The following is a 19,327-nucleotide window of genomic DNA, read 5'->3' on the forward strand; positions in this document are numbered from 1 at the left end:
GGTCCCGCCACCGCCGTCGTCGTTCCTCGCCGAGCTAGCCGTCCGTGGCGCCCCCGGCCCCTGCGTCCTCCGCGGCGTCCAGCCGGTAGGCGCCGGAGAAGTCCAGCTCCCAGACGGCGCCGCCGCCGATGGCGCCGAAGGGGTTCTGCGCCCCGGCCGCGATGCCCTCGGCCGGGGCCACGCTGTTCACCGCGGCGTAGACGTTGCCGCGGTCGTCGGCCGCCAGCCCGGCCGGCAGCGGGACGTCGATCGCCCAGCGCACCGGGTCCTCGTGGTGGCGGTGCAGCACGACCACCTGGCCGGGCGCCTCCCCGGCGGCCGGCGGCGCCTCCTCCGCCGGGGTCTGCCCGGGCGGCAGCGGCGGAGTGGGACCGAACAGCTGCGAGACGTAGAGGTGGCCTTGGTCCACGGCCACACCGGTCACGGCGGTGAAGCCGTCCCACCGGTCGAGCTCGACCCCGTCGGCGGAGAACTGCACGACCGAGGCCTCGCCCGGGCGCTCCGACCCCAGGCCGCCCACGAAGACGGTGCCGTCCTCGTCCGTGGCCAGGGCCGTGGGCACGAACTCGGCCGGCCCCGCCGGGTCGTCCGTGCCGTCCGGCAGGACCGTGGTCGGCCAGGTGGCCCACACGGTGATCTCGTACTGCGGCGGGGTGCCCTCCGCGGCGGTGGAGAAATCCGGCTCGATCTTCCACACGGTGTTCGCGGCGGCGTCGGCCACGAGCGCGTAGCCGTCCGGCGACACCCCGCTGTCCTCGTCCACGAACAGGACCGCGTACGGGTTCGACTCGATCTGCGCCCCGTCCGGGTTGAGCTCCTCCTCGGCGGCCTGCAGGTCCGCGTACGGGACGAGGTACTCCTGTCCGTCCTCGGTGCCGGCGACGAGCATCGCACCGTTGCCCATGGGCGGCCGGGCGGGGTCGTAGCCGGCCACGAGGTACTGGCCGGCCACGTCCGTGGCGTCCGCCCCGTTGGCGCCCACGGCGACGGAACCGTCCGGGGCGGCCGACGAGAAGAACCCGTCGGCCACGGTCGAGACCGTCGGCGTCCACCGGTGCGGGTCCTCGACCAGCGTGACCGCCCCGGTGGTGCCGACGCAGCCGGCCTCCGTGCACTGCTCCCCACCTCGTCCGGCCTCCGCCACGACCAGGGAGTCCCCCTCCTGGTCCCAGTTCAGCTGCCGCGGGTTGTCCAGGCCCTCCGTGACGACGCGCGGTCCCGGTGGCCGGTCGCCGTCGTGCGCGGTCGCCACCGGCACCGCTCCCGCCAGCACCACCGCCGCCGTGACGGCTCCTGCTCCCAGCCTGTTCATGACCCACCCCCGGTCGGAGTTGCCGCACGCCGGCCGTGCGACAAGCCCAGGCTAGGACCGGTGCTCGCGGAGCGGCCCGGAGCGGCGCCAACCGTGACCGGCTCTTGACCTACCTGCAGGTAGACGGCGGGAACGCGTCACGAGCGGCCGCATCCTTGACACGTTCCCGAGCCCCGGCGTGCACTCGACAGCATGGAGGTCCCACAGCTGCCCCGCACCTCGCCCACCACGCTCCTGCTGCGGCTGGCGGTCGCGCTGGCCCTCGCGCTCACCGGGCTGCTGCTCGCCGCCCCGGCCGGCGGAGCCGCCGAGATCCGCAACGACGACACCGTGCGGGTGGCGGAGGGAGAGGTCGTCGACGACGACCTGTACGCGACCGCCGGCGAGGTCGTCGTCGACGGCACGGTGCGCGGTGACCTCGTGGTGGCCGCGGGCCGGGTGACGGTCAACGGCACGGTGGAGGGCGACCTCCTGGCCGCGGCCCAGACCGTGGTGGTCGAGGGCACGGTGGGCGACGACGCCCGGGTCGCCGGCCAGGCGCTCTCCTTCGGGGACGGCGCGCGGGTGACCGGGGACCTCGTCGCGGCCGGCTTCAGCCTGCAGACCCGCCCCGGCACCGAGGTCGGCGGGGACGTGCTCCTCGGCGCGTACCAGGCCCTGCTCGCGGGCAGCATCGACGGGAACGTGACCGCCGGCGCCGCCGGACTCGCCCTGGCCGGTGCGATCGGCGGGAACGTGCAGGCCGACGTCGGCAGCCCGGACGACGTCGAGGCCGCCTGGGCGCCGGCCACCCAGGTGCCCGTGCCGCCGGTGGACGGCGGCCTGACGCTCACCGACGAGGCCCGCGTGGCCGGGGACCTCTCGTACCGGTCGGCCGCCGAGGCCTCGATCGCCCCGGGCGCCGAGGTCGCCGGGGAGATCTCCTACGAGCAGGTCGTCGTGGACGAGGCCGAGCCGGTCGGCCCCACCGGCCCGCTGGCCGTGCTGCTGTCCGGCCTGCGCCTGTTCGTCACGCTGCTGCTGGCGGGCCTGCTGGCGCTGTGGCTGATCCCGCGGACCGTGACCGGAGCGTCCTCGGAGCTGCGCACCCGTCCCCTCCTGAGCCTCGGATGGGGCGTGCTCGTGATCGCCGGCGTCGCGGTGGCGGCGATCGCGCTCCTGGTCATCGCCGTTCTGCTGGGCATCGGCCTGGGTCTGCTGACCCTCGGCGGGCTGGCGGCCGCGGTCGTGGCCACCGGCGTGGTGCTCCACGCCGTGCTGGTGCTCGGCCTGATCCTGGCCGTGGCCCTGCTGGCCCCCGTGGTGGTCGGCCTCACGGGCGGCGGCCTCCTGCTCCGGGATCCCGCCCCGGCGCGCTTCGGCAAGCGCGTGGGGGCCCTGGCGCTGGGCCTACTGATCTACGTCTTGCTGCGGGCGGTGCCCTACCTCGGCCCGGTGGTGGCCCTGCTCGTGGCGCTGTTCGGCGTCGGGGCCCTGGCGATGTGGCTCTGGGACGTCGTGCGCCGCCGCCGGGCGCACCGGCGCGGTCAGGGGACGGGGCTGCCGCCGGGCGGGGCCGCCGGACCGGGTGCCGGCCCCGGCGCGTACCCGCAGGCCGGTCCCGGCCCCTACACGCAGGTCGGTCCCGGCACCTCGTCCCAGGGCGGTCCCGGGCCCTACGCGCAGGGCGGCCCCGGCCCGCACGCACCGGCGGGAGTCGGCGCGTACCCGCCGAGCGGCGAGCAGAGCGCTCCGGGCGGCAGCGCGTTCCCGCGGTCGGAGGCGCCGGATCGGTGGGCCGGTTCGCAGCCGCGGCACCCGGACACTCCCCCGCGCCCGGACCCGGACGCCTCCGCGGGCCGGAGGCCGGACGCCGCGGCGGGTCCGGACGCGTCCGCCCCGCGCGAGGGCTCGACGACGGCCCGGCCGCCGTGGGAGGCGGGCGAGCGCGGTCCCGGGGCCGGGCCGGGCGCCGGCCCCGACGCCCGGCCCTGAACGGCCCGGCGCTGAGAAGCCCGGCGCTGAGAAGTCCGGTGCTGAGAAGTCCGGTGCTGAGAGGCCCGGCTCTGAACCGCGCGGCCCTGGACCGCGCGGCGGCGCTGAGCGGTCAGGCGACGGGCAGCGAGAGGACCTCCAGGGCGGCGCGCAGCTTCGTGGAGGACGTGTGCACCGTGTACGGGAAGTACACGACCTCCACCCCGACCGCCGCGAACTCCCGCTCGAGCCGGTCCCCCTTCGGGGTGCCGCGCCAGTCGTCGCCCTTGAAGAACACGTCGAAGCGGAGCTCCCGCCACGTGTCCAGCTTGTCCAGCAGGATCTCGGCGTGGACCTGGTCCACGTAGCGGATGTGCTCGACGATCTCCATCCGCTCCCGCAGGGAGACCACCGGGCGGTGGCCCTTGGTGATCTCGATCAGGTCGTCGGAGACCACCCCGGCGATCAGGTGGTCGCAGTGTTGCTTCGCCTGGCGCAGGATGTTCAGGTGTCCCACGTGGAACAGGTCGAACGCCCCGGCCGCGTATCCCACGCGCGGTGCGGACTGGTTGGTGCTCATGGTGCTCACTCCCCCTCGTAGCCTGCCGGGACGTCTCGCGCCCCGGCCCGATGGACTCCCCGGCCCCCGCCGGAGGTCCCTGTCGGACTGTCCGCCGCGCACCCCCGGGTGCGCGGCGTGAAAACTGTGTGCCGTCCGCTGCCGGCCCGGACGCGGCCCGGACCGCGCCGGCTCAGCCCGCGGGCTGTCCCGCGGCCTGTTCCGCAGGCTGTCCCGCGGACACGGCGGTGGCCGGTGCGGCCGAGCGCACGCGGCGGCGGTGCTGCCAGCGGGCCACGGGCTCCTCCACGAACCACCAGCAGGCGATGCCGGCGCCGGTGCCGACCACCACGTGCACCACTACCCCTCCCGGGCCCGGCAGCTCCCCGACCAGGGCCGTGAGCAGGTGCTGGGCGCCTAGGTGCAGCAGGTAGATGCTGTAGCTGGCCAGACCCAGCAGCTGGATCCACCACCACCGCATCACCGCCAGCGCCCTGGTCCCCAGCGGGCCCGTGGGCCCGTGCAGACCCCACAGCACCACCAGACAGGCCGCGACCGCCTGAACCGAGTAGCGCAGGGTCTCCCGGAACAGCTCGTCCCGGATCAGCACCGAGCCCAGGTAGAGCACCAGAGCCGCCACCAGCACCCGGTCCCGGCCCCACCACGCCGGGGCGCCGGAACCCTCCCGCGTGGTCCGGGCGTACCAGACGGCGGCCAGCACGCCGATCGCGATGGCCTCCAGCCGGGTGTCGGTGCCGAAGTAGATCCGGTCCTCGCTCGCCCCGCCCAGGTGCAGCACCACGCGCGCCGCGGCCGAGGCGACCGCGGCCGTGCCGGCCAGCACGGCCAGGGCGGCGGCCGGGCGGCGGGTGCCCACCAGCAGCAGCCAGATCAGCGCGAAGGCCACGTAGAACTGCTCCTCGATGGACAGGCTCCACACCACGATCGAACCGGGCAGCACGTCCACCTGCGAGTCGACGTAGCGCCAGTTGAAGAAGAAGAAGACCTGGCCCAGCACGTCGCCGAGGTTCACCGGGCGCACCAGCCACGCGTACAGCGCGGTGGGCAGCACCAGGGCGACCAGCAGCGGCGGCACGAGCTTCAGCGCCCGCCGGCGGTAGAACCCGCCGATCTCGAACCCGCCGGTGCGCCGGTGCTCCTTGAGCACCAGGTGCGTGATGATGAAGCCCGAGATGACGAAGAAGATCGTCACCCCGCTGCCGCCCGGGACCAGCTCCAGCCCCGCGTGGGCGAGCACCACGAGCATCACCGCGGCGGCCCGCATCGCGTCCAGGTGCGCGAACTGCCGCACGGGCAGCTGCGCCCTCGGGCGCCGTCGTGCCCCTGCCGTTCCCGGTGCTGCTGTCTCCCCCGCCACTGCGTCCCCCTGCGTTCGCCGGACGCCGCGCTCCCCCGAGCGCCGGCCGTCCCGTCCTGCGTCCGGAGCTCCCCATTCGCAATAGGGAACTCCGGTGATCGCCTCACCCTACTGCGGAGAAACGCGCGTTTGCATCTGAGAACACGGGTCACAAAAGGGGACATCGCAATACGTTCCCGATCGTTAACCCCGGAGTTAGACTCCATGCGATCCAATGAATCCGGACGGGGGGTCGTCCGGGCACCGCGGGGGTCCCTCGACCGAACAGCTCGCGGAGGATCACGAACGGCGCCGGCCGAACCGTGCCGGAGCTCAGATCTGGGGGGAACTGACATGATCCTTGACCCGTCGTGCCCATCGAGCACCCGAGGTCCCACCGTCCATACCGCGCACCGGCTGCTGGGCGGGTTGCTGCTCGCCGGGCTCCTGTCCGGCTGCGCCGCCGCCGGGGCCACCGGCAACTCGGCGGAGGAGAGCCTGCAGGCCCGGTCCGTGGTGGAGCTGGAGACGCCGCAGGAGGTCCGCGCCAAGGACCTGCCCTCGGCCGCCGCCGTGGCCGCCGACGCGCCGGAGGTCGAGCAGATCGAGGCGGCGCTCGAGGTCCAGGAGGCCTTCGTGCCGTCGGAGGAACCGGTCGCGGAGGACCCGGGCAACCCGCAGTCCTCCGCCGAGCTGGACGCCGGGGAGGAGCCCGCCGAGCTCGACCCGGCCGCCGTCGCGGCGGCCGAGGAGTCCGCCGCCGGCGCCGCGCTGCAGGAGATCATCGCGTCCCTGGCCGAGTTCGAGCACCAGGGCTGGGAGCAGCGCGGGACGCCCGTCGTCGTGGGCAAGCCCGTCTCCGCCCCGCTGCCCACGGATGAGGGCGAGGCCGTGCGCGTGACGGTCTGCCTGGACAGCTCCGGAGTCAGCGTCGTGGACCGTGACGGAGTGGTCGTCAGCGGCGAGCAGAAGGGCCGGAAGGCCCTGCACAACTACGACCTCTTCCGCCAACCGGGTGAGTCCTGGCAAGTCGTCCAGCACGGCTTCCCCGACGACCCGACCTGCTGACCCGTCCGCACGAACCTGTTGAGGAACCACACCATGGGAAACACGAACACTTCGTCCCGGGCGGACCGGGGCCGGCGCCGGGCGCGCACGGCCCGCACCCGGGCGACCCTGAGCATCGGCACCGTGATGGCCGTCGCCGCGACCCTGCTGACCTTCGCCCCGGTGGGCGCCGCCGAGACGCCGCCGGTGGACGGGAAGTCCGCGGCCACGGCCGCCGCCTCCTGTTGGGAGATCAAGCAGAAGGACCCCAAGTCCGCCTCCGGCGTCTACTGGCTGGTCACCCCGGCCATGACCGCCCCCGAGCAGTTCTACTGCGACCAGGTGACCGACGGCGGCGGCTGGGTCCTGGTGGGCCGCGGCCGCAACGACTGGAAGGAGTACTACCAGGGCGTGGGCACGCCCAAGGACGTCTCCTCCACCGTGACGGGCACCGCGGCCTTCGCGCCCAAGCAGCTGTCCTCCGAGACGGTCGACGACCTGCTCAACGGCCAGCGCCCCGACTCCCTCGACGACGGAATCCGGCTGCGCCGCGCCCGCGACGCCGCGGGCACCACCTGGCAGGAGGGGCGGGTCAAGGTGACGGCCAAGCCCTACTGGAACTGGACGTTCGGCTCCCGCACCCCGGTGACCTCCTGGTCCTTCCGCTACGGCACGGGCGTGGCCTCCGGGACCGGCGGCACCACGAACGACATCGGCACCACCGGCACGGCCCGTCTGCGCTTCGCCGACGTGGTCGAGACCAGCTGGCAGCGCGGCTTCCGCTACGGCGACGAGGTGGTCGGCAGCAACACCTCGACCACCTACCTCTGGTCACCGGCCACGGGCGGCAAGGGCGCCATGCCCTTCACCCAGGTCTACCTGCGGCCCAAGGTGACCCAGCAGGCCTTCACCGGCAAGGCCATCCCGGACGCCGGCACCCCTGCGATCGCCCAGCGGGCCCTGCCCAACAGCGGCGCCATGCCCACCAAGTGGGGCGCCGTGGAGCGCGCCGACGGCCAGGGCGAGGAGATGAACACGGAGGTGCAGGCCCTCGAGCAGATCGGGAACTCGGTCTTCACCGGCGGCAACTTCAAAGCCATGCAGCGCGACGCGGCCGGCACCGGGCGTGTGGCCCAGTCCTACCTTGCGGCCTTCGACGTCAACACCGGTGAGCTGCGCACCGACTTCCGTCCCGTCTTCAACGGCCAGGTCAAGTCGCTCGCCGAGCTGCCGAACAACCGGCTGGCCGTGGGCGGGCGCTTCAGCACCGTCAACGGCGTCAGCGCCCCCGGCTTCGTGGTGCTCGACGCGACCACCGGCAAGGTGGACACCGCGTGGAACCTCAAGGTGGAGAACCTGCTGACCGGCGGTGTCCTGCAGGTCCGCACCCTCGATGTGCAGGGCGACTGGCTCTACCTGGGCGGAGCCTTCACCCACTTGAGCGGCGGCCAGGAGACGGGCCGGGTCTACGCCCGCGCCGGCGCCCGGGTGAAGATCTCCACACGCACCCCGGACGCCTCCTGGAACCCCGAGTTCAACGGCACCGTGACCAGCGTGGACGCCTCCCCGAAGGGCGACCGGCTCTACGCGGCCGGCTACTTCAACCAGTCCCGCAGCGCCTCGGCGTTCCGGCTCGCCGCGGTGCGCACCAGCGCCGGCGCGGCGCTGGACCCCTGGACCTGGGAGCCGTCCATCCCCGTCGACTACGCCAACCCGGGCCAGGACGGGTTCCAGCTCGCCGTACGGGAGCAGGGCTCGACCGTGTGGGCCGGCGGCGCCGAGCACTCGATGTTCGGCTACGACCGCTCCACCTTCCAGCGCACCTCCGAGGGCATCACCTCCCAGGGCGGCGACATCCAGGCGATCACCTCGACCGACGACACGGTGTTCGGCGCGTGCCACTGCTTCAACTGGTACAACGCCGGCGCCACCAAGTGGATCAAGGCGAACACGGCCACCCAGCCCAAGATCGTCGCGGACCGGATCAACGCGATCGGCGCGTGGGACGCACAGAGCGGGCGATACCAGCCCGGCTTCAACCCCGAGATCAAGGGCTTCGGCGGCTGGGGCATCTGGGCCGCGCTGATCGACAGCAACGGCGTCCTGTGGACCGGCGGGGACATCAACCGCAGCGTCTCCTCCACCGGCGCCGCGCAGTGGTCCGGCGGCTTCCTCCGCTTCGCCCCGCGCGACGCCAAGGCCCCGGCCGCGCCCTCGGGCCTGAAGGTCGGCCGGGACGGGACCTCCGACGCCCTCACCTGGACGGCGGCCCCCGAGTCCGGGGTGAGCTACCAGGTGCTGCGCAACGACCGGCCGATCGGCACCGTCACGGGCACGAGCCTCAAGGTCGCCCACGTGGACGGCGCCCGCTACGCGGTGCGCGCGGCCGACGCGGCCGGCAACGTCTCCGCCTCCACCCCGGTGGTCCTGGCCGGCACCGCACCGGCTCCCGAGCCGCAGCCCGAGCCGCAGCCGGAGCCCGGCACCAGCACCCTGATCGCCGAGGGCGCCACGTGGAAGTACCACCACGACCGCGCCAATCCGCCCGCCGCGGACTGGGCCGGTACCGCGTTCGTCGACACCGCCTGGAAGCAGGGCTCCGCAGTGCTCGGCTGGGGCGACGCCTCGGTGAAGACCACGCTGGTGGCCGACGGCACCCGCCCGCTGACCACCTACTACCGGAAGACCGTGGACGTGGCCGACGCCTCCAAGGTGGCCAAGCTGACGCTCACCACCCGCGCCGACGACGCCGTGGCGATCTACGTCAACGGCAAGGAGGTCACCCGTTCCAACCTCCCCGAGGGCACCCTCACGCCGGGCACCTACGCCCTGGCCCCGCGCCGGACCGCCGCCGCGGTGGCCGACCCGGTCGTGGTCGAGGTCCCCGGGTCGGCGCTGCGGACGGGCAAGAACGTGATCTCCGCCGAAGTGCACTCCAACTGGACGAGCACCACCGACGCCACGTTCGACCTCTCCGCCGTGGTCACCACCGGAACACAGCCGGAGCCCCCGGCCGAGGAGCCTCCCGCCCCGGAGGACCCCCCGGCCGAGGAGCCGGCCGCCCCAGGCGCCCTGGTCGCCGCGGGCTCGGCCTGGCGCTACCACCACGACCGGGCGAACCCCCCGGCGGCCGACTGGGCCGGCACCGCCTTCGACGACACCGCCTGGAAGCAGGGCTCGGCCGTGCTCGGCTGGGGCGACGCCTCGGTGAAGACCACGCTGGTGGCCGAGGGCACCCGCCCGCTGACCACCTACTACCGCCGCACGGTGGACGTGGCCGACGCCTCGACGCTCGGGGACCTGACGCTCACCACCCGCGCCGACGACGCGGTGGCGGTCTACGTCAACGGCAAGGAGGTGGTCCGCAACAACCTCCCGGACGGCACGCTGAGCTCGGGGACCTACGCCCTGGCGCCGCGCCGGACCGCCACCGCGCTGGCCGACCCGGTCGTGGTGACGATCCCCGCCTCGGCGCTGCGTACCGGCAAGAACGTGATCGCCGCGGAGGTGCACTCCAACTGGACGAGCACCACCGACGCCACCTTCGACCTGGAGCTCAAGCCCCAGCCGAAGGACGCCTGATGAGCTCCGTCACCGGCGCCCCACGGCGCCGCCCGAGCTACCCGGAGGCCCTGGCCGGGCTGCGCGCGGCGCAGAAGCCCGGCCAGGGGGTCCCGGCCTACACCCGGTGGGTCAACCGGCCGCTGGCCCGCTACGCCGCCGCCCGGGCCGCCGCGGCCGGCCTGACCCCCAACGGGGTGACCGCCCTCAGCGCGGTCCTCTCCGCGGCGGGGCTGGCCGTGCTCGTGGCGGCCCCGCCGGCGGCGGCCACCGGCGTCGTCGTCGCCGTTCTGCTCGCCGCTGGGTACGTGCTGGACTCCGCCGACGGGCAGGTGGCCCGGCTCACCGGGACCGGCTCGCCGGCCGGGGAGTGGCTGGACCACGTGGTCGACTCGATCCGCACCCCGGCGATCCACCTGGCCGTGGCGGCCGCCGCCCTGCTGCACCCGCGGCCCGAGGCGTTCCCGGCCGCGGCGGTGGCGGTCCTCGCGGCCCTGTTCGTGCTCGTGGAGGTGGGCCAGTTCATGAGCCAGATCCTCGCCGAGCAACTGCGGCGCACGGGCGGCCTGGCCGGCCCGCCGTCCGGCGGGGCGCTGCGCTCCTTCCTCAACCTGCCCACCGACGCGGGGGTCACCTGCTGGATCTTCCTCCTCTGGGGGGTCCCCGCGCTCTTCCTGCCCGCCTACGCGATCCTGCTGGCCGCCCTCGCGGCGATCAGCGCGGTCTCCATGCGGCGCAAGTACCTGGGCCTGACCTCCCGGCCTGCCGACACCACCCCGGACGCCGCCGGCGTCCACCCGACCGACAGGAGCACCTCCCATGTCCGCTGACGTCCTCGCCCCGGCCGCGACCACCGCCGCCGGGTTCCGCTCCGAGACCCCGTCCGTGTCCGTCCTGATCGCCACCGCCGGGCGGCCGCAGATGCTGCGCGAGGCGGTCCGCGCGATCGTCGAGCAGGACTACGCCGGCCCGCTGCAGGTCGTCGTCGTCTTCGACCGCGTGGAGGTGGACCCCCTGACGGACGTCGCCGTGCCGGCCGGGGTGGACCTGCGCACCGTGCCCAACACCCGCAGCCCAGGACTGGTGGGCGCCCGCAACACCGGCATCCACGCCGCCACCGGGGAGATCATCGCCTTCTGCGACGACGACGACGTCTGGGCCCCGCGCAAGCTCACCCGCCAGGTCGCGCACTGGAACCGGCACCCGGAGGCCTCCGCGATCGCCGGGGCGATCCACATCGTCTCCCACGAGCGCACCATCCGGCGCGTCCCGCAGGCCGTGGCCACCTTCGAGGAGCTGCTCGCCGACCGGATGATGGAGATCCACCCCTCCGCGCTGATCTGCCGCCGCGCCGACCTCTACGGGCCCGTGGGCCTGGTCGACGAGGACCTGCCCTCCTCCTACGGCGAGGACTACGACCTGCTGCTGCGCCTGGCCCGGCACGCCCCGGTGCACTCCGTGCCCGAGACCGTGCTGACCGTGCGCTGGGACCGGCCGTCCTTCTTCCGCCAGCAGTGGGGGGACATGGCCGACGCGCTGACCTACATGCTGCGCAAGTTCCCCGAGTTCGAGACCTCCGCGCAGGGCACGGCCCTGATGGCCGGGCAGGTGGCCTTCGCCCACGCCGCCCGCGGCGACCGCCGGGCGGCGGTGCGGTGGGCGCGGGCCGCGCTGCGCCGGGACCGCGGGCAGCTGCGGGCGTGGGGCGCCCTGGCCGTGTCGACGGGCGCGGTCAGCGCCGAGCGGCTGCAGAACGCGGTGTCCTTCTTCGGCCGGGGAGTGTGAGCCGGCCGTGGCGCTGTCGATTCCCGCGGTGGTGCGGCCGGCCCCGGTCCGCCGCACCACCGGCGCCCTGCCCGCCTGGCCGCTGCTGGCCCTGTTCTGGGGGCTACCGCTGATCTGGGCCTCCGGGGCGCTGCAGTTCGCCCCGGCCCTGCTCGCGGTGGCCATGCTCTTCCTGCTCGTGCTCCGCCACGGCGTCACGGTCCCGTGGCCGGCGTGGGTGCTCGGCGTGTTCCTGCTCTGGATGGCCGCCAGCTCGGTGCAGATCGAGGGGTTCGGCTCCTGGATGGGCTTCGCGCTGCGCTGGGTGAACATCTTCGCCGCGCTGGTCTACGTCGTCTACTACTGGAACGCCCGGGAGACCCTGGACTCCCGGCGGTTCCTCCGGGCGGCCGTGGCCGCGTGGGCCACGCTCGTGGGGCTCGGCCTGCTGACCTTCGTGATCCCCGAGGCCCGGCTGACCACCCCGATCGGCCTGCTGCTGCCGGAGGGGATCACCTCCAACGCGCTGGTGCAGAACTACTTCTTCCCGCCCCTGGCGGAGGTGCAGCTGCCCTGGGGCGCACCGGAGCCCTACAACCGGCCGGCCGCCCCGTTCCCGTACACCAACGGGTGGGGCTCCGGGTTCGTGCTGCTCACGCCGCTGGTGCTGGCCTACCTCACCACCGTCCGGTTCCGCGCCCGGCACCTGCTGATCGTCGCCGGGCTGCTGGCCTCGCTCGCCCCGGCCGTGGCCACGACCAACCGCGGCATGTTCCTCGGCATCGCGGTGGCCCTCGGCTACGTGATGGTCCGGATGGTCCTGCGGGGCCGGATCGGGGTGGCGCTGGCCGGGACCGCGGCCGTGGCCGCCGTCGGGGCGTGGCTCGTGGCCAGCGGCGCCGTCGAGCGGATCCTGGGCCGGCAGCAGTACAGCGACAGCACGGGGACCCGGTCCGACCTCTACCGGGACACGTTCCTGGCCACCCTGGACTCCCCGCTGCTGGGCTACGGGGCCCCGCTCTACGACGAGACCGTCGGCATCGAGATGGGCACCCAGGGCTACGTCTGGACCCTGATGTTCTGCTACGGGTTCGTGGGCCTGGGCCTGTTCGTGGCCTACCTGCACGGGACCACGCTGGCGACGCTGCGGGTGCGCTCCACGACCGGGCTGCTCGTGCACTCCGCACCCGTGGCCGCGTGCCTGTTCTTCACCTACTACGGCCTGGACGCGGTGCAGTTCATCCTGATCAGCCTGAGCCTGGCCGTGCTGCTGCGCTCCCGGCGCTACGGGGAGGGGCTGTGACCCCGCAGCGGCTGGCGCGCTCGGGCACCCTGACCTTCGCCTTCGTGGTCACCGGGGCGGGGCTGGCCTTCGCCGCCACGCTGGTGGTCTCCAACGCCTCCGGAGCGGCGGCGGCGGGTCAGTTCTTCCAGGTGGTGGCCGTGCTGGCGATCGCCACGACCCTGTCCACCTTCGGCGCCGACACCGGGCTGGTCCGGTCCGTGCCCGCCCTCACCGCCCGGGGCCAGGGCTCGGCGGTGCCCGCGGTGCTGCGGATCGCCGGCCGGCCGGTGCTCGTGCTCGCCGCCGGGGTGGCCGCCACGGCGGTCGTGCTCGCCCTCGCCCCGGGGGTTCTGCCCGACGGGATCGGGCCCGCGGTCCTGCTGGCGGCGCCCTTCCTGGTGCTGGGGGCCGCACTCAACCTCGCCTTCGGCGCCCTGCGCGGGCTGCACCGGGTGCCGACCTTCTCCTTCCTGCAGAACGTGGTGCTGCCGTCGCTGCGGGTGCTCGGGGTCCTCGGCGTCGTCGTCGCCGGCGGCGGGCTGCTCGCGCTGACGGCGGCGTGGACGGTGCCGGTGGCCGTGGTGAGCGTGCTCGCCCTCGTGCTGCTGCACCGGATCGTCCGGGACCTGCGCGACGAGCCGGGGGCCGCTCCCCCGCCGGACACCGGCACGCAGCGGCGGGCGTTCTGGTCCTTCTCCTCCGCCCGCGGGGTCACCGCGGTGGTCGAGGCGCTGCTGGAGTGGCTGGACGTGCTGCTCGTGGCCGCGTTCCTGGGCCCCGCCGCGGCGGGCGTCTACGGCGTGGTCAACCGGTGCATCCGGGTCGGGGCCATGCTCGACCACACGGCGCGCATCGTCACCGGCCCGTCCATCAGCGCCGCCCTGGCCGTCGACGACCTCGCCGCCGCCCGCTCCGTGTTCACCCGCACCACGGCGGTGCTCGTGGCGGGGGCCTGGCCCTTCTACCTGACCCTGCTGCTGTTCGGGCCCGGGGTGCTCGCGTTCTTCGGCGACGGCTTCGAGTCCGGCTACCCCGCGATGCTCGTCATCGCCTCCGCCATGCTGCTGGCCGTCTCGGCCGGCGGGGTGCAGTCGCTGCTGCTGATGGCCGGGCGCAGCCGGTGGCAGCTGATGAACAAGTCCACCGCGCTGGCCGTGGCCGTGGCGCTCAACCTGTGGCTGATCCCGCAGTGGGGGCTCGTGGGCGCGGCCACGGCGTGGGCGGCGTCGGTGCTCACCGACACCGGGCTGGCCCTGTTCCAGTGCGTGCGGCTGCTGGGCATCTCGCCGCGCTGGTCCGTGGTGGGCACGATCGCCGCGGCCGCCGCGCTGCTCAGCGGCGGGAGCGGGCTCGTCGTGCGCGCCGCCCTCGGTCCGGGCACCACCGGGCTGCTCGTCCACCTCGGGCTGACCGGCGTGCTCGTGGCCGTCGCCGCGGCGGTGCTCGTGCTGCGACAGCGGTCGGCCGTCCGGGGGACGGAGGCCGCCGAGTGTGGCCCGAAGAGACCACGGGCCTCCCGGCCGCTGCTGTGGTCCCGCTGAGTTTGCATCTGTAACATTCAAATCGATCGACATCGGATCAGGACGCCGCCGGCCGGGCTGGACCCGGCAGCGCATCCCGAGGCCGGGGTCGGCGATCCGCCGGGGGGCGGAGGCCGACCACGACCGCTCCTGCCGAGCCGACCCGCGATCCACCAGGGGGGAATCCACATGAGTGACACCATCAACGCAGTCGGCGCCGAGCGGCGCCGCACCCAGTACGACACCGCCCGGCCCCGGCCGCGCCGCCCGGAGCCGGTGGACCCGACGCCGGCCTGGCGCCGCGTCCTGCGCCGGTGGCCCACGATCCTCACGACCTGGCTGCTCGTGCTCACCGCCGCCCTGGTCGCGGGTCTGCTGTGGCCGCCGACCTACCAGGCGACCGCCTCCATGACCGTCACCCCGAGCGCGGTGAACCCCCTCACCGGGGACGCCGGCTTCGAGGAGGTGGAGATGCAGACGGAGATGGCCACGATGGCCTCGCAGCGGATCACGCTGCGGGCCGCCGCCCTGCTCCAGGACGTCCCCCTCGAGGAGGCCGACCCCGCGCTGGCCGAGGAGCTGCTCGAGAACCTCTCGACCACCGCCCCGGACGACACCCAGGTGCTGCGGGTGACCGTGGACGCCCAGGACCCGAACCTGGCCGCCGAGCGGGCCAACGCCCTGGCCACCGCCTACCTCGCCGACCGCGGCGAGGACGTGCAGACCACCGCCGACGACACGCTCAAGCGCATCGACGAGTCCATCGCCGGGCTCGAGCGGACCAACGAGGACTCCTCCAGCCTGCGGCAGCTGCGCGAGCAGCGCACCGCCCTGGCCCTCATCGCCCCGACGCCCGGCCGGGTGATCAGCGAGGCCACGCCGCCGCAGGCGCCCTCCTCGGCCGGCCTGATGCTGTTCATCACCGGCGGCCTCGTCGGCGGTCTGGTGCTCGGCGCCCTCGCCGGCGCGGTGCGGGAGCGGTCCGACCGCAGCGTCCGCCGGCCCGACCGGCTCGCCGACGCGACCGGCTCGGCCGTCGTGGTGCTGCGCTCCGAGGACGACGAGGACGGCGCCCTCGAGCTGCTGCGCCGCCTCTCCCAGGACGAGGACCGCGCCGTGCCGCGGCCCGGCTCCCGGATCGCCGTCCACTCGGCGCTGCCCGGTCAGTCCGCGGTGGTCGTGCAGGCCCTGGACGCGGTCGTCTCCTCGTGGGGCGGCACCGTGGAGGTCGTCGACGTCGACACGCTCGCCGAGCCCGTGGGCCCGCTGGCCGCCGGCTGGCTGGACATGGACAGCGCCACGCCCTCGCTGTACGTGGCCACGGTCCCGCCGCGGACCGGTGCCGCCCAGCTGGCCGCCCTGACCGACCGGGTCGACGGCGTGGTCCTGGCCGTGGAGCCCCGGGGCCGGCTGCGCCGGTTCCGCGAGCGCTTCGAGCGGCTCAGCGGCCGCGGCGCAGCCGTGGTCCCCGCCTACGTGGTGCAGCGCCAGGCCCGTCCCGCCGCCGCCCCGGCGCCGGCCCAGGACGCCCCGCCGCAGCACCGCTGAGCGTCCGCCGGCGCCACCCGGACCCGGGAGGCCGGCATCCGGCGCCGGCGGCCGGAAGCCAGGGGCCGGGGAGACCGCACCGCGAGAGCGGGCGCTCCCCGGCCCCTGAGCCGTGCCGCCGGATCCGCGCCCGCCGTCAGCTGCTTCCGCTGCGGGACGTGAAGATCGCCAGGGGTCAGGGAGCCCGCACCGCCAGAGCCGGCGCCCCCTGGCCCCGGAGCCGTACGGCCGGATCCGCGCCCGCCGTCAGCTGCCTCCGCTGCGGGACGTGAAGATCGTGAGGGGTCAGGGAGCCCGCACCGCGAGAGCGGGCGCTCCCTCGTCCCGGAGCCGTGCGGCCAGGTCCTCGGCCGCGGCCGCGTCCGCCATCAGATGGGCCACGGTGGGCCCGGAGCCGGACACGAAGCTGGCCAGGGCACCGTCCGCCGCGCCTGCGGCCAGGACGGGCGCCAGCTGGGAGGCCAGGGAGAGGGCGGCGGGCTGGAGGTCGTTGGCCAGCAGCGGTGCCAGCTCCTCCGGCGCCCCGGCCGCCAGGGCGTCCTCGAGCCCCTCCGGCAGCTCGGGCGCCGGCACGTCCTCGGGCGCGCGCAGCCGGTCCAGCTCGGCGTAGACGGCCGGCGTGGACAGGCCCGCCTCGGCGGCCACCAGCACCAGGTGCAGGGGCGCGCCGACCCTCGCAGGCCGCAACCGGGCGCCCGTGCCGGTGCCCACCGCGGCGCCCCCCATGAGGGCGAAGGGCACGTCCGCGCCGAGACCGGCCGCGAGCCGCAGCAGGGCGTCGTCGTCGAGCCCGGGGACGCCGCCGGCACGGGCGGCGAGCCGGTTCACGGCGACGAGTGCTGCGGCGGCGTCGGCGGAGCCCCCGCCCATGCCGCCGGCCACGGGCACGGCCTTGTCGATCTGCAGATGGAGCCCGCCGGGCAGCGCGGGCAGGTGTCCGAGCACGGCGCGGGCGGCGCGGACCACCAGGTTGGAGTCGTCGGTGGGGACCGCGTCGAGGTGGAAGCTGCCGAGGGCGATCTGCTGGGCAACGAGCGAGCCCGGGACCGCGGCGACGCCCACGGTGATCCCGGTCCCCGCGGTGAGCGTGGCGGTCACGGTCTCGGTCGTGCCGACCGCGCAGTACAGGCTGGCCACGTCGTGGTACCCGTCCGGGCGCGGCGGGCCGGCGGCGAAGAAGAGGTTGACCTTGCCGGGGGCCTGGGCCTGCTCCGTGAGCATCATCGTGCTCATGCGCCGCGCGCTCCGGCGGTGAGCCCGGCGGCGGCCCCGGCCTGGGCGATCCGGGCGAAGGCGGTCACGTCCAGTTTCTCGCCGCGCTGCCCCGGGTCGATCCCGGCGGCCTCGAGCAGCTCCCCGGCCGCCGAGGCGGAGCCGGCCCAGCCGGCGAGCGCGGCGCGCAGGGTCTTGCGCCGCTGGGCGAACGCCGCGTCCACGGCGGCGAAGACCAGCTCCCGGTCCACCTCCGCCACCGGCTGCTCGCGGCGCACGAAGCGCACCAGCCCGGAGGCGATCTGCGGGGCCGGCCAGAACACGTTCTTGCCGATCGTCCCCGCCTTCGTGACCTCGGCGTACCAGGCGGCCTTGACCGACGGCACGCCGTAGACCTTGGACCCCGGCGGCGCGGCGAGCCGGTCCGCCACCTCCTCCTGCACCATGACCAGCCCGTGGCGGATCGAGGGGAACCGGGCCAGCAGGTGCAGCAGCACCGGGACCGCCACGTTGTAGGGCAGGTTCGCCACCAGGGCGGTGGGCTCTGCCGGGAGCTCCAGGACGCGCAGGGCGTCCTGCTCGAGCACGTGCAGCCGGTCGGCCCGCTCCGGGCGGAAGCGTTCCACGGTCAGGGGCAGCTGCGCGGCCAGCGGCGGGTCGATCTCCACGGCCACCACCTGCTCCGCGGCGTCGAGCAGCCCGAGGGTGAGCGAGCCCAGGCCCGGTCCCACCTCCAGCACCGTCTCGTGCTCGCCCAGCCGTGCGGCGGCGATGATCCGCCGGATCGTGTTGGGGTCGATCACGAAGTTCTGCCCGAGCGTCTTGGTCGGCCGGATGCCCAGCTGCTCCGCGAGCGCACGGATCTCCGCGGGCCCGAGCAGGGGGCGGGCGGCGGGTCCTGGCGGGGTGGATTCTGTCACCGGGACATCGTATCGGCCGCCCCGTCCCTCCCCGCTCCCCGCCCCCGCCCCGCCGAGTCCCCTCCTCCAGCGCCGAGTCCCCCATGTGCTCGCAATTCCCCCGGATCGTCCTGGGGGAATTGCGAGCACATGGGGGACTCGCACTGCGCGGCGGGTGTGCTGAACGGATGAGGACGGGGAATTGCGGGCGGGTGGCATGGCCACAGGAGATGACAGCAAGAGGGCGTCGCAGTAGGGCACAGGTTGCGGCAGCAGGTGCGCGGCCGAGAAGCGAGGACAGAGGGGTCAGCGGGCGCCCTTCCCCCGGCGGAGAGCCGTCTCGATCCGGGCGACGGTCGCCGCGGGACGGCGCACGACGTCGTGCCACCCCACCCTGATCACCGTCCAGCCGAGTTCCTGGATCTCGGTCTCGCGGCGTCGTTCGTCCCGGAGTATGGAGTGGATGGTCGTTGCGCCGGCGTACTTGGTCTCCCCGTCGAACTCGAGCACCAGGCGGTGCTCCGGCCAGGCGAAGTCGGCGCGGTAGGACCCGCTGCGGCCGTCGATGACCCACTGCAGCTCGGGCATGGGCAGCGAGTACTCCATCAGCATCAACCGGGTGAGCGTCTCACCGACGGACTCCGAGCGCGGATCCATGACCGTCAGCACCGATCTCGCACGCCGAACTCCGCGCTGCCCGGCCCACTCGGAGAGCAGCGACTCCAACCGAGTCCGGGAGACTCCCAGCAGGTGCGCCTGGTCCGCGAGCACCACGGCATCGCTGAACGGCAGCAGCCGTGCGCAGTCCAGCAGTGTCCGTTCCGCAGAGGTGGTTCGCAGCCCGTCCACGACCACCACGTCCGCCGTCGACAGCCTTGTCTGATGGCGGACGACGCCGTCGTACCCGTGGTGAGTGCCGTGCCCGGGCGGTGAGACGGTGTGGATCCGCGAGGGCACCCGCCGCAGTCCGAGTCCGTGCACCACGGCCGCCGATGCCAGGCAGAACACCGGAACGGTATGTGCCGCCCGCGCGAAGGCCCGGTGCTTCAGCAGCATCTGCTGCTCCGGGGTCAGGCTCGGGAGCCGGTCCGCGGCGATGAAGTATCCGGGATGCACCCGCTGAAGCTTCCCGGTGCGGATCCGGCGGCGGATCTCATGGTTGCTCAGGCCGGTATCGAGGAGGTCCGCTGTGCTCTGCAGTTCGCTCATGCCTCGGGAATAGCAGGATCAACCTGCTGCAGGGGGCCTCGACCGCTCGATGTGGACACGCCGGCGCGACGACGTCGGGCCCGGCACCTGGGAAGCCGCCA

At 74.5% G+C, this 19,327-nt stretch carries 14 protein-coding genes; 8 read left to right on the forward strand and 6 right to left on the reverse strand.

Annotated elements, in window-relative coordinates:
- Positions 1-34: 34 nt before the first annotated feature.
- On the reverse strand, positions 35-1,312 hold the full coding sequence (locus tag GMA12_RS04595; protein WP_156267659.1) for a ScyD/ScyE family protein: 1,278 nt from the start codon (positions 1,310-1,312) through the stop codon (positions 35-37).
- A 192-nt stretch (positions 1,313-1,504) separates the two neighbouring features.
- Between GMA12_RS04595 and GMA12_RS04600 the strand changes: the two genes are divergently transcribed.
- Complete coding sequence (locus GMA12_RS04600; protein WP_156267661.1) at positions 1,505-3,286, forward strand: bactofilin family protein; 1,782 nt, start codon at positions 1,505-1,507, stop codon at positions 3,284-3,286.
- A gap of 112 nt (positions 3,287-3,398) precedes the next feature.
- On the opposite strand, the gene GMA12_RS04605 is transcribed toward GMA12_RS04600, so the two are convergent.
- Positions 3,399-3,845, reverse strand: a complete 447-nt coding sequence (locus GMA12_RS04605) for an FAD synthase family protein (RefSeq protein ID WP_156267663.1) — start codon at positions 3,843-3,845, stop codon at positions 3,399-3,401.
- A 172-nt stretch (positions 3,846-4,017) separates the two neighbouring features.
- Positions 4,018-5,136, reverse strand: a complete 1,119-nt coding sequence (locus tag GMA12_RS04610; protein WP_156267665.1) for an acyltransferase family protein — start codon at positions 5,134-5,136, stop codon at positions 4,018-4,020.
- Between the two features lie 399 nt (positions 5,137-5,535).
- On the opposite strand from GMA12_RS04610, the gene GMA12_RS04615 reads away from it, so the two are divergent.
- The 7 genes from GMA12_RS04615 (at position 5,536) to GMA12_RS19215 (ending at position 15,906) form a co-directional block, all read left to right on the forward strand.
- A complete protein-coding gene (locus GMA12_RS04615; protein WP_156267667.1) occupies positions 5,536-6,249 on the forward strand; it encodes a hypothetical protein in 714 nt (237 codons plus the stop codon).
- 33 nt (positions 6,250-6,282) lie between these two features.
- Positions 6,283-9,810, forward strand: coding sequence for a fibrinogen-like YCDxxxxGGGW domain-containing protein (locus GMA12_RS04620; protein WP_156267669.1), 3,528 nt, complete (start codon positions 6,283-6,285; stop codon positions 9,808-9,810).
- On the forward strand, positions 9,810-10,619 hold the full coding sequence (locus GMA12_RS04625) for a CDP-alcohol phosphatidyltransferase family protein (RefSeq protein ID WP_156267671.1): 810 nt from the start codon (positions 9,810-9,812) through the stop codon (positions 10,617-10,619). Before GMA12_RS04620 ends, GMA12_RS04625 begins: the two co-directional genes overlap by 1 nt.
- Positions 10,609-11,574: a glycosyltransferase family 2 protein gene (locus tag GMA12_RS04630; protein ID WP_156267673.1), complete on the forward strand. Its 966-nt coding sequence runs from the start codon at positions 10,609-10,611 to the stop codon at positions 11,572-11,574. Before GMA12_RS04625 ends, GMA12_RS04630 begins: the two co-directional genes overlap by 11 nt.
- A 7-nt stretch (positions 11,575-11,581) precedes the next feature.
- A complete protein-coding gene (locus GMA12_RS04635) occupies positions 11,582-12,856 on the forward strand; it encodes an O-antigen ligase family protein (RefSeq protein WP_156267675.1) in 1,275 nt (424 codons plus the stop codon).
- Positions 12,853-14,379 (forward strand): lipopolysaccharide biosynthesis protein, encoded by a 1,527-nt coding sequence (locus GMA12_RS19505; protein ID WP_156267677.1) that lies wholly within the window; start codon positions 12,853-12,855, stop codon positions 14,377-14,379. The genes GMA12_RS04635 and GMA12_RS19505 overlap by 4 nt, the downstream gene beginning before the upstream one ends.
- Before the next feature lie 168 nt (positions 14,380-14,547).
- The gene (locus tag GMA12_RS19215; RefSeq protein ID WP_156267679.1) at positions 14,548-15,906 is read left to right on the forward strand and encodes a GumC domain-containing protein; all 1,359 of its coding nucleotides are present in this window, start codon (positions 14,548-14,550) and stop codon (positions 15,904-15,906) included.
- Positions 15,907-16,191: 285 nt separating this feature from the next.
- Here GMA12_RS19215 and GMA12_RS04650 read toward each other — a convergent pair whose 3' ends face one another.
- From GMA12_RS04650 to GMA12_RS04660, 3 genes are all read right to left on the reverse strand, one after another.
- A complete protein-coding gene (locus GMA12_RS04650; RefSeq protein WP_156267681.1) occupies positions 16,192-17,139 on the reverse strand; it encodes a 4-(cytidine 5'-diphospho)-2-C-methyl-D-erythritol kinase in 948 nt (315 codons plus the stop codon).
- Positions 17,136-18,038 (reverse strand): 16S rRNA (adenine(1518)-N(6)/adenine(1519)-N(6))-dimethyltransferase RsmA, encoded by a 903-nt coding sequence (rsmA, locus tag GMA12_RS04655; protein WP_162459477.1) that lies wholly within the window; start codon positions 18,036-18,038, stop codon positions 17,136-17,138. Before rsmA ends, GMA12_RS04650 begins: the two co-directional genes overlap by 4 nt.
- 285 nt (positions 18,039-18,323) lie before the next feature.
- The gene (locus tag GMA12_RS04660; protein ID WP_156267683.1) at positions 18,324-19,226 is read right to left on the reverse strand and encodes a type IV toxin-antitoxin system AbiEi family antitoxin; all 903 of its coding nucleotides are present in this window, start codon (positions 19,224-19,226) and stop codon (positions 18,324-18,326) included.
- Positions 19,227-19,327: the final 101 nt, after the last annotated feature.

Origin of the sequence: Kocuria sediminis (genome assembly GCF_009735315.1) — a bacterium.
GTDB classification, from domain to species: domain Bacteria; phylum Actinomycetota; class Actinomycetes; order Actinomycetales; family Micrococcaceae; genus Kocuria; species Kocuria turfanensis.

Coding starts and splice junctions, on each gene's coding strand:
- GMA12_RS04595 (WP_156267659.1), bottom strand. CDS start 1,312: ATGAACAGGCTGGGAGCAGGAGCCGTCACGGCGGCGGTGGTGCTGGCG.
- GMA12_RS04600 (WP_156267661.1), top strand. CDS start 1,505: ATGGAGGTCCCACAGCTGCCCCGCACCTCGCCCACCACGCTCCTGCTG.
- GMA12_RS04605 (WP_156267663.1), bottom strand. CDS start 3,845: ATGAGCACCAACCAGTCCGCACCGCGCGTGGGATACGCGGCCGGGGCG.
- GMA12_RS04615 (WP_156267667.1), top strand. CDS start 5,536: ATGATCCTTGACCCGTCGTGCCCATCGAGCACCCGAGGTCCCACCGTC.
- GMA12_RS04620 (WP_156267669.1), top strand. CDS start 6,283: ATGGGAAACACGAACACTTCGTCCCGGGCGGACCGGGGCCGGCGCCGG.
- GMA12_RS04625 (WP_156267671.1), top strand. CDS start 9,810: ATGAGCTCCGTCACCGGCGCCCCACGGCGCCGCCCGAGCTACCCGGAG.
- GMA12_RS04630 (WP_156267673.1), top strand. CDS start 10,609: ATGTCCGCTGACGTCCTCGCCCCGGCCGCGACCACCGCCGCCGGGTTC.
- GMA12_RS19215 (WP_156267679.1), top strand. CDS start 14,548: ATGAGTGACACCATCAACGCAGTCGGCGCCGAGCGGCGCCGCACCCAG.
- GMA12_RS04650 (WP_156267681.1), bottom strand. CDS start 17,139: ATGAGCACGATGATGCTCACGGAGCAGGCCCAGGCCCCCGGCAAGGTC.
- GMA12_RS04660 (WP_156267683.1), bottom strand. CDS start 19,226: ATGAGCGAACTGCAGAGCACAGCGGACCTCCTCGATACCGGCCTGAGC.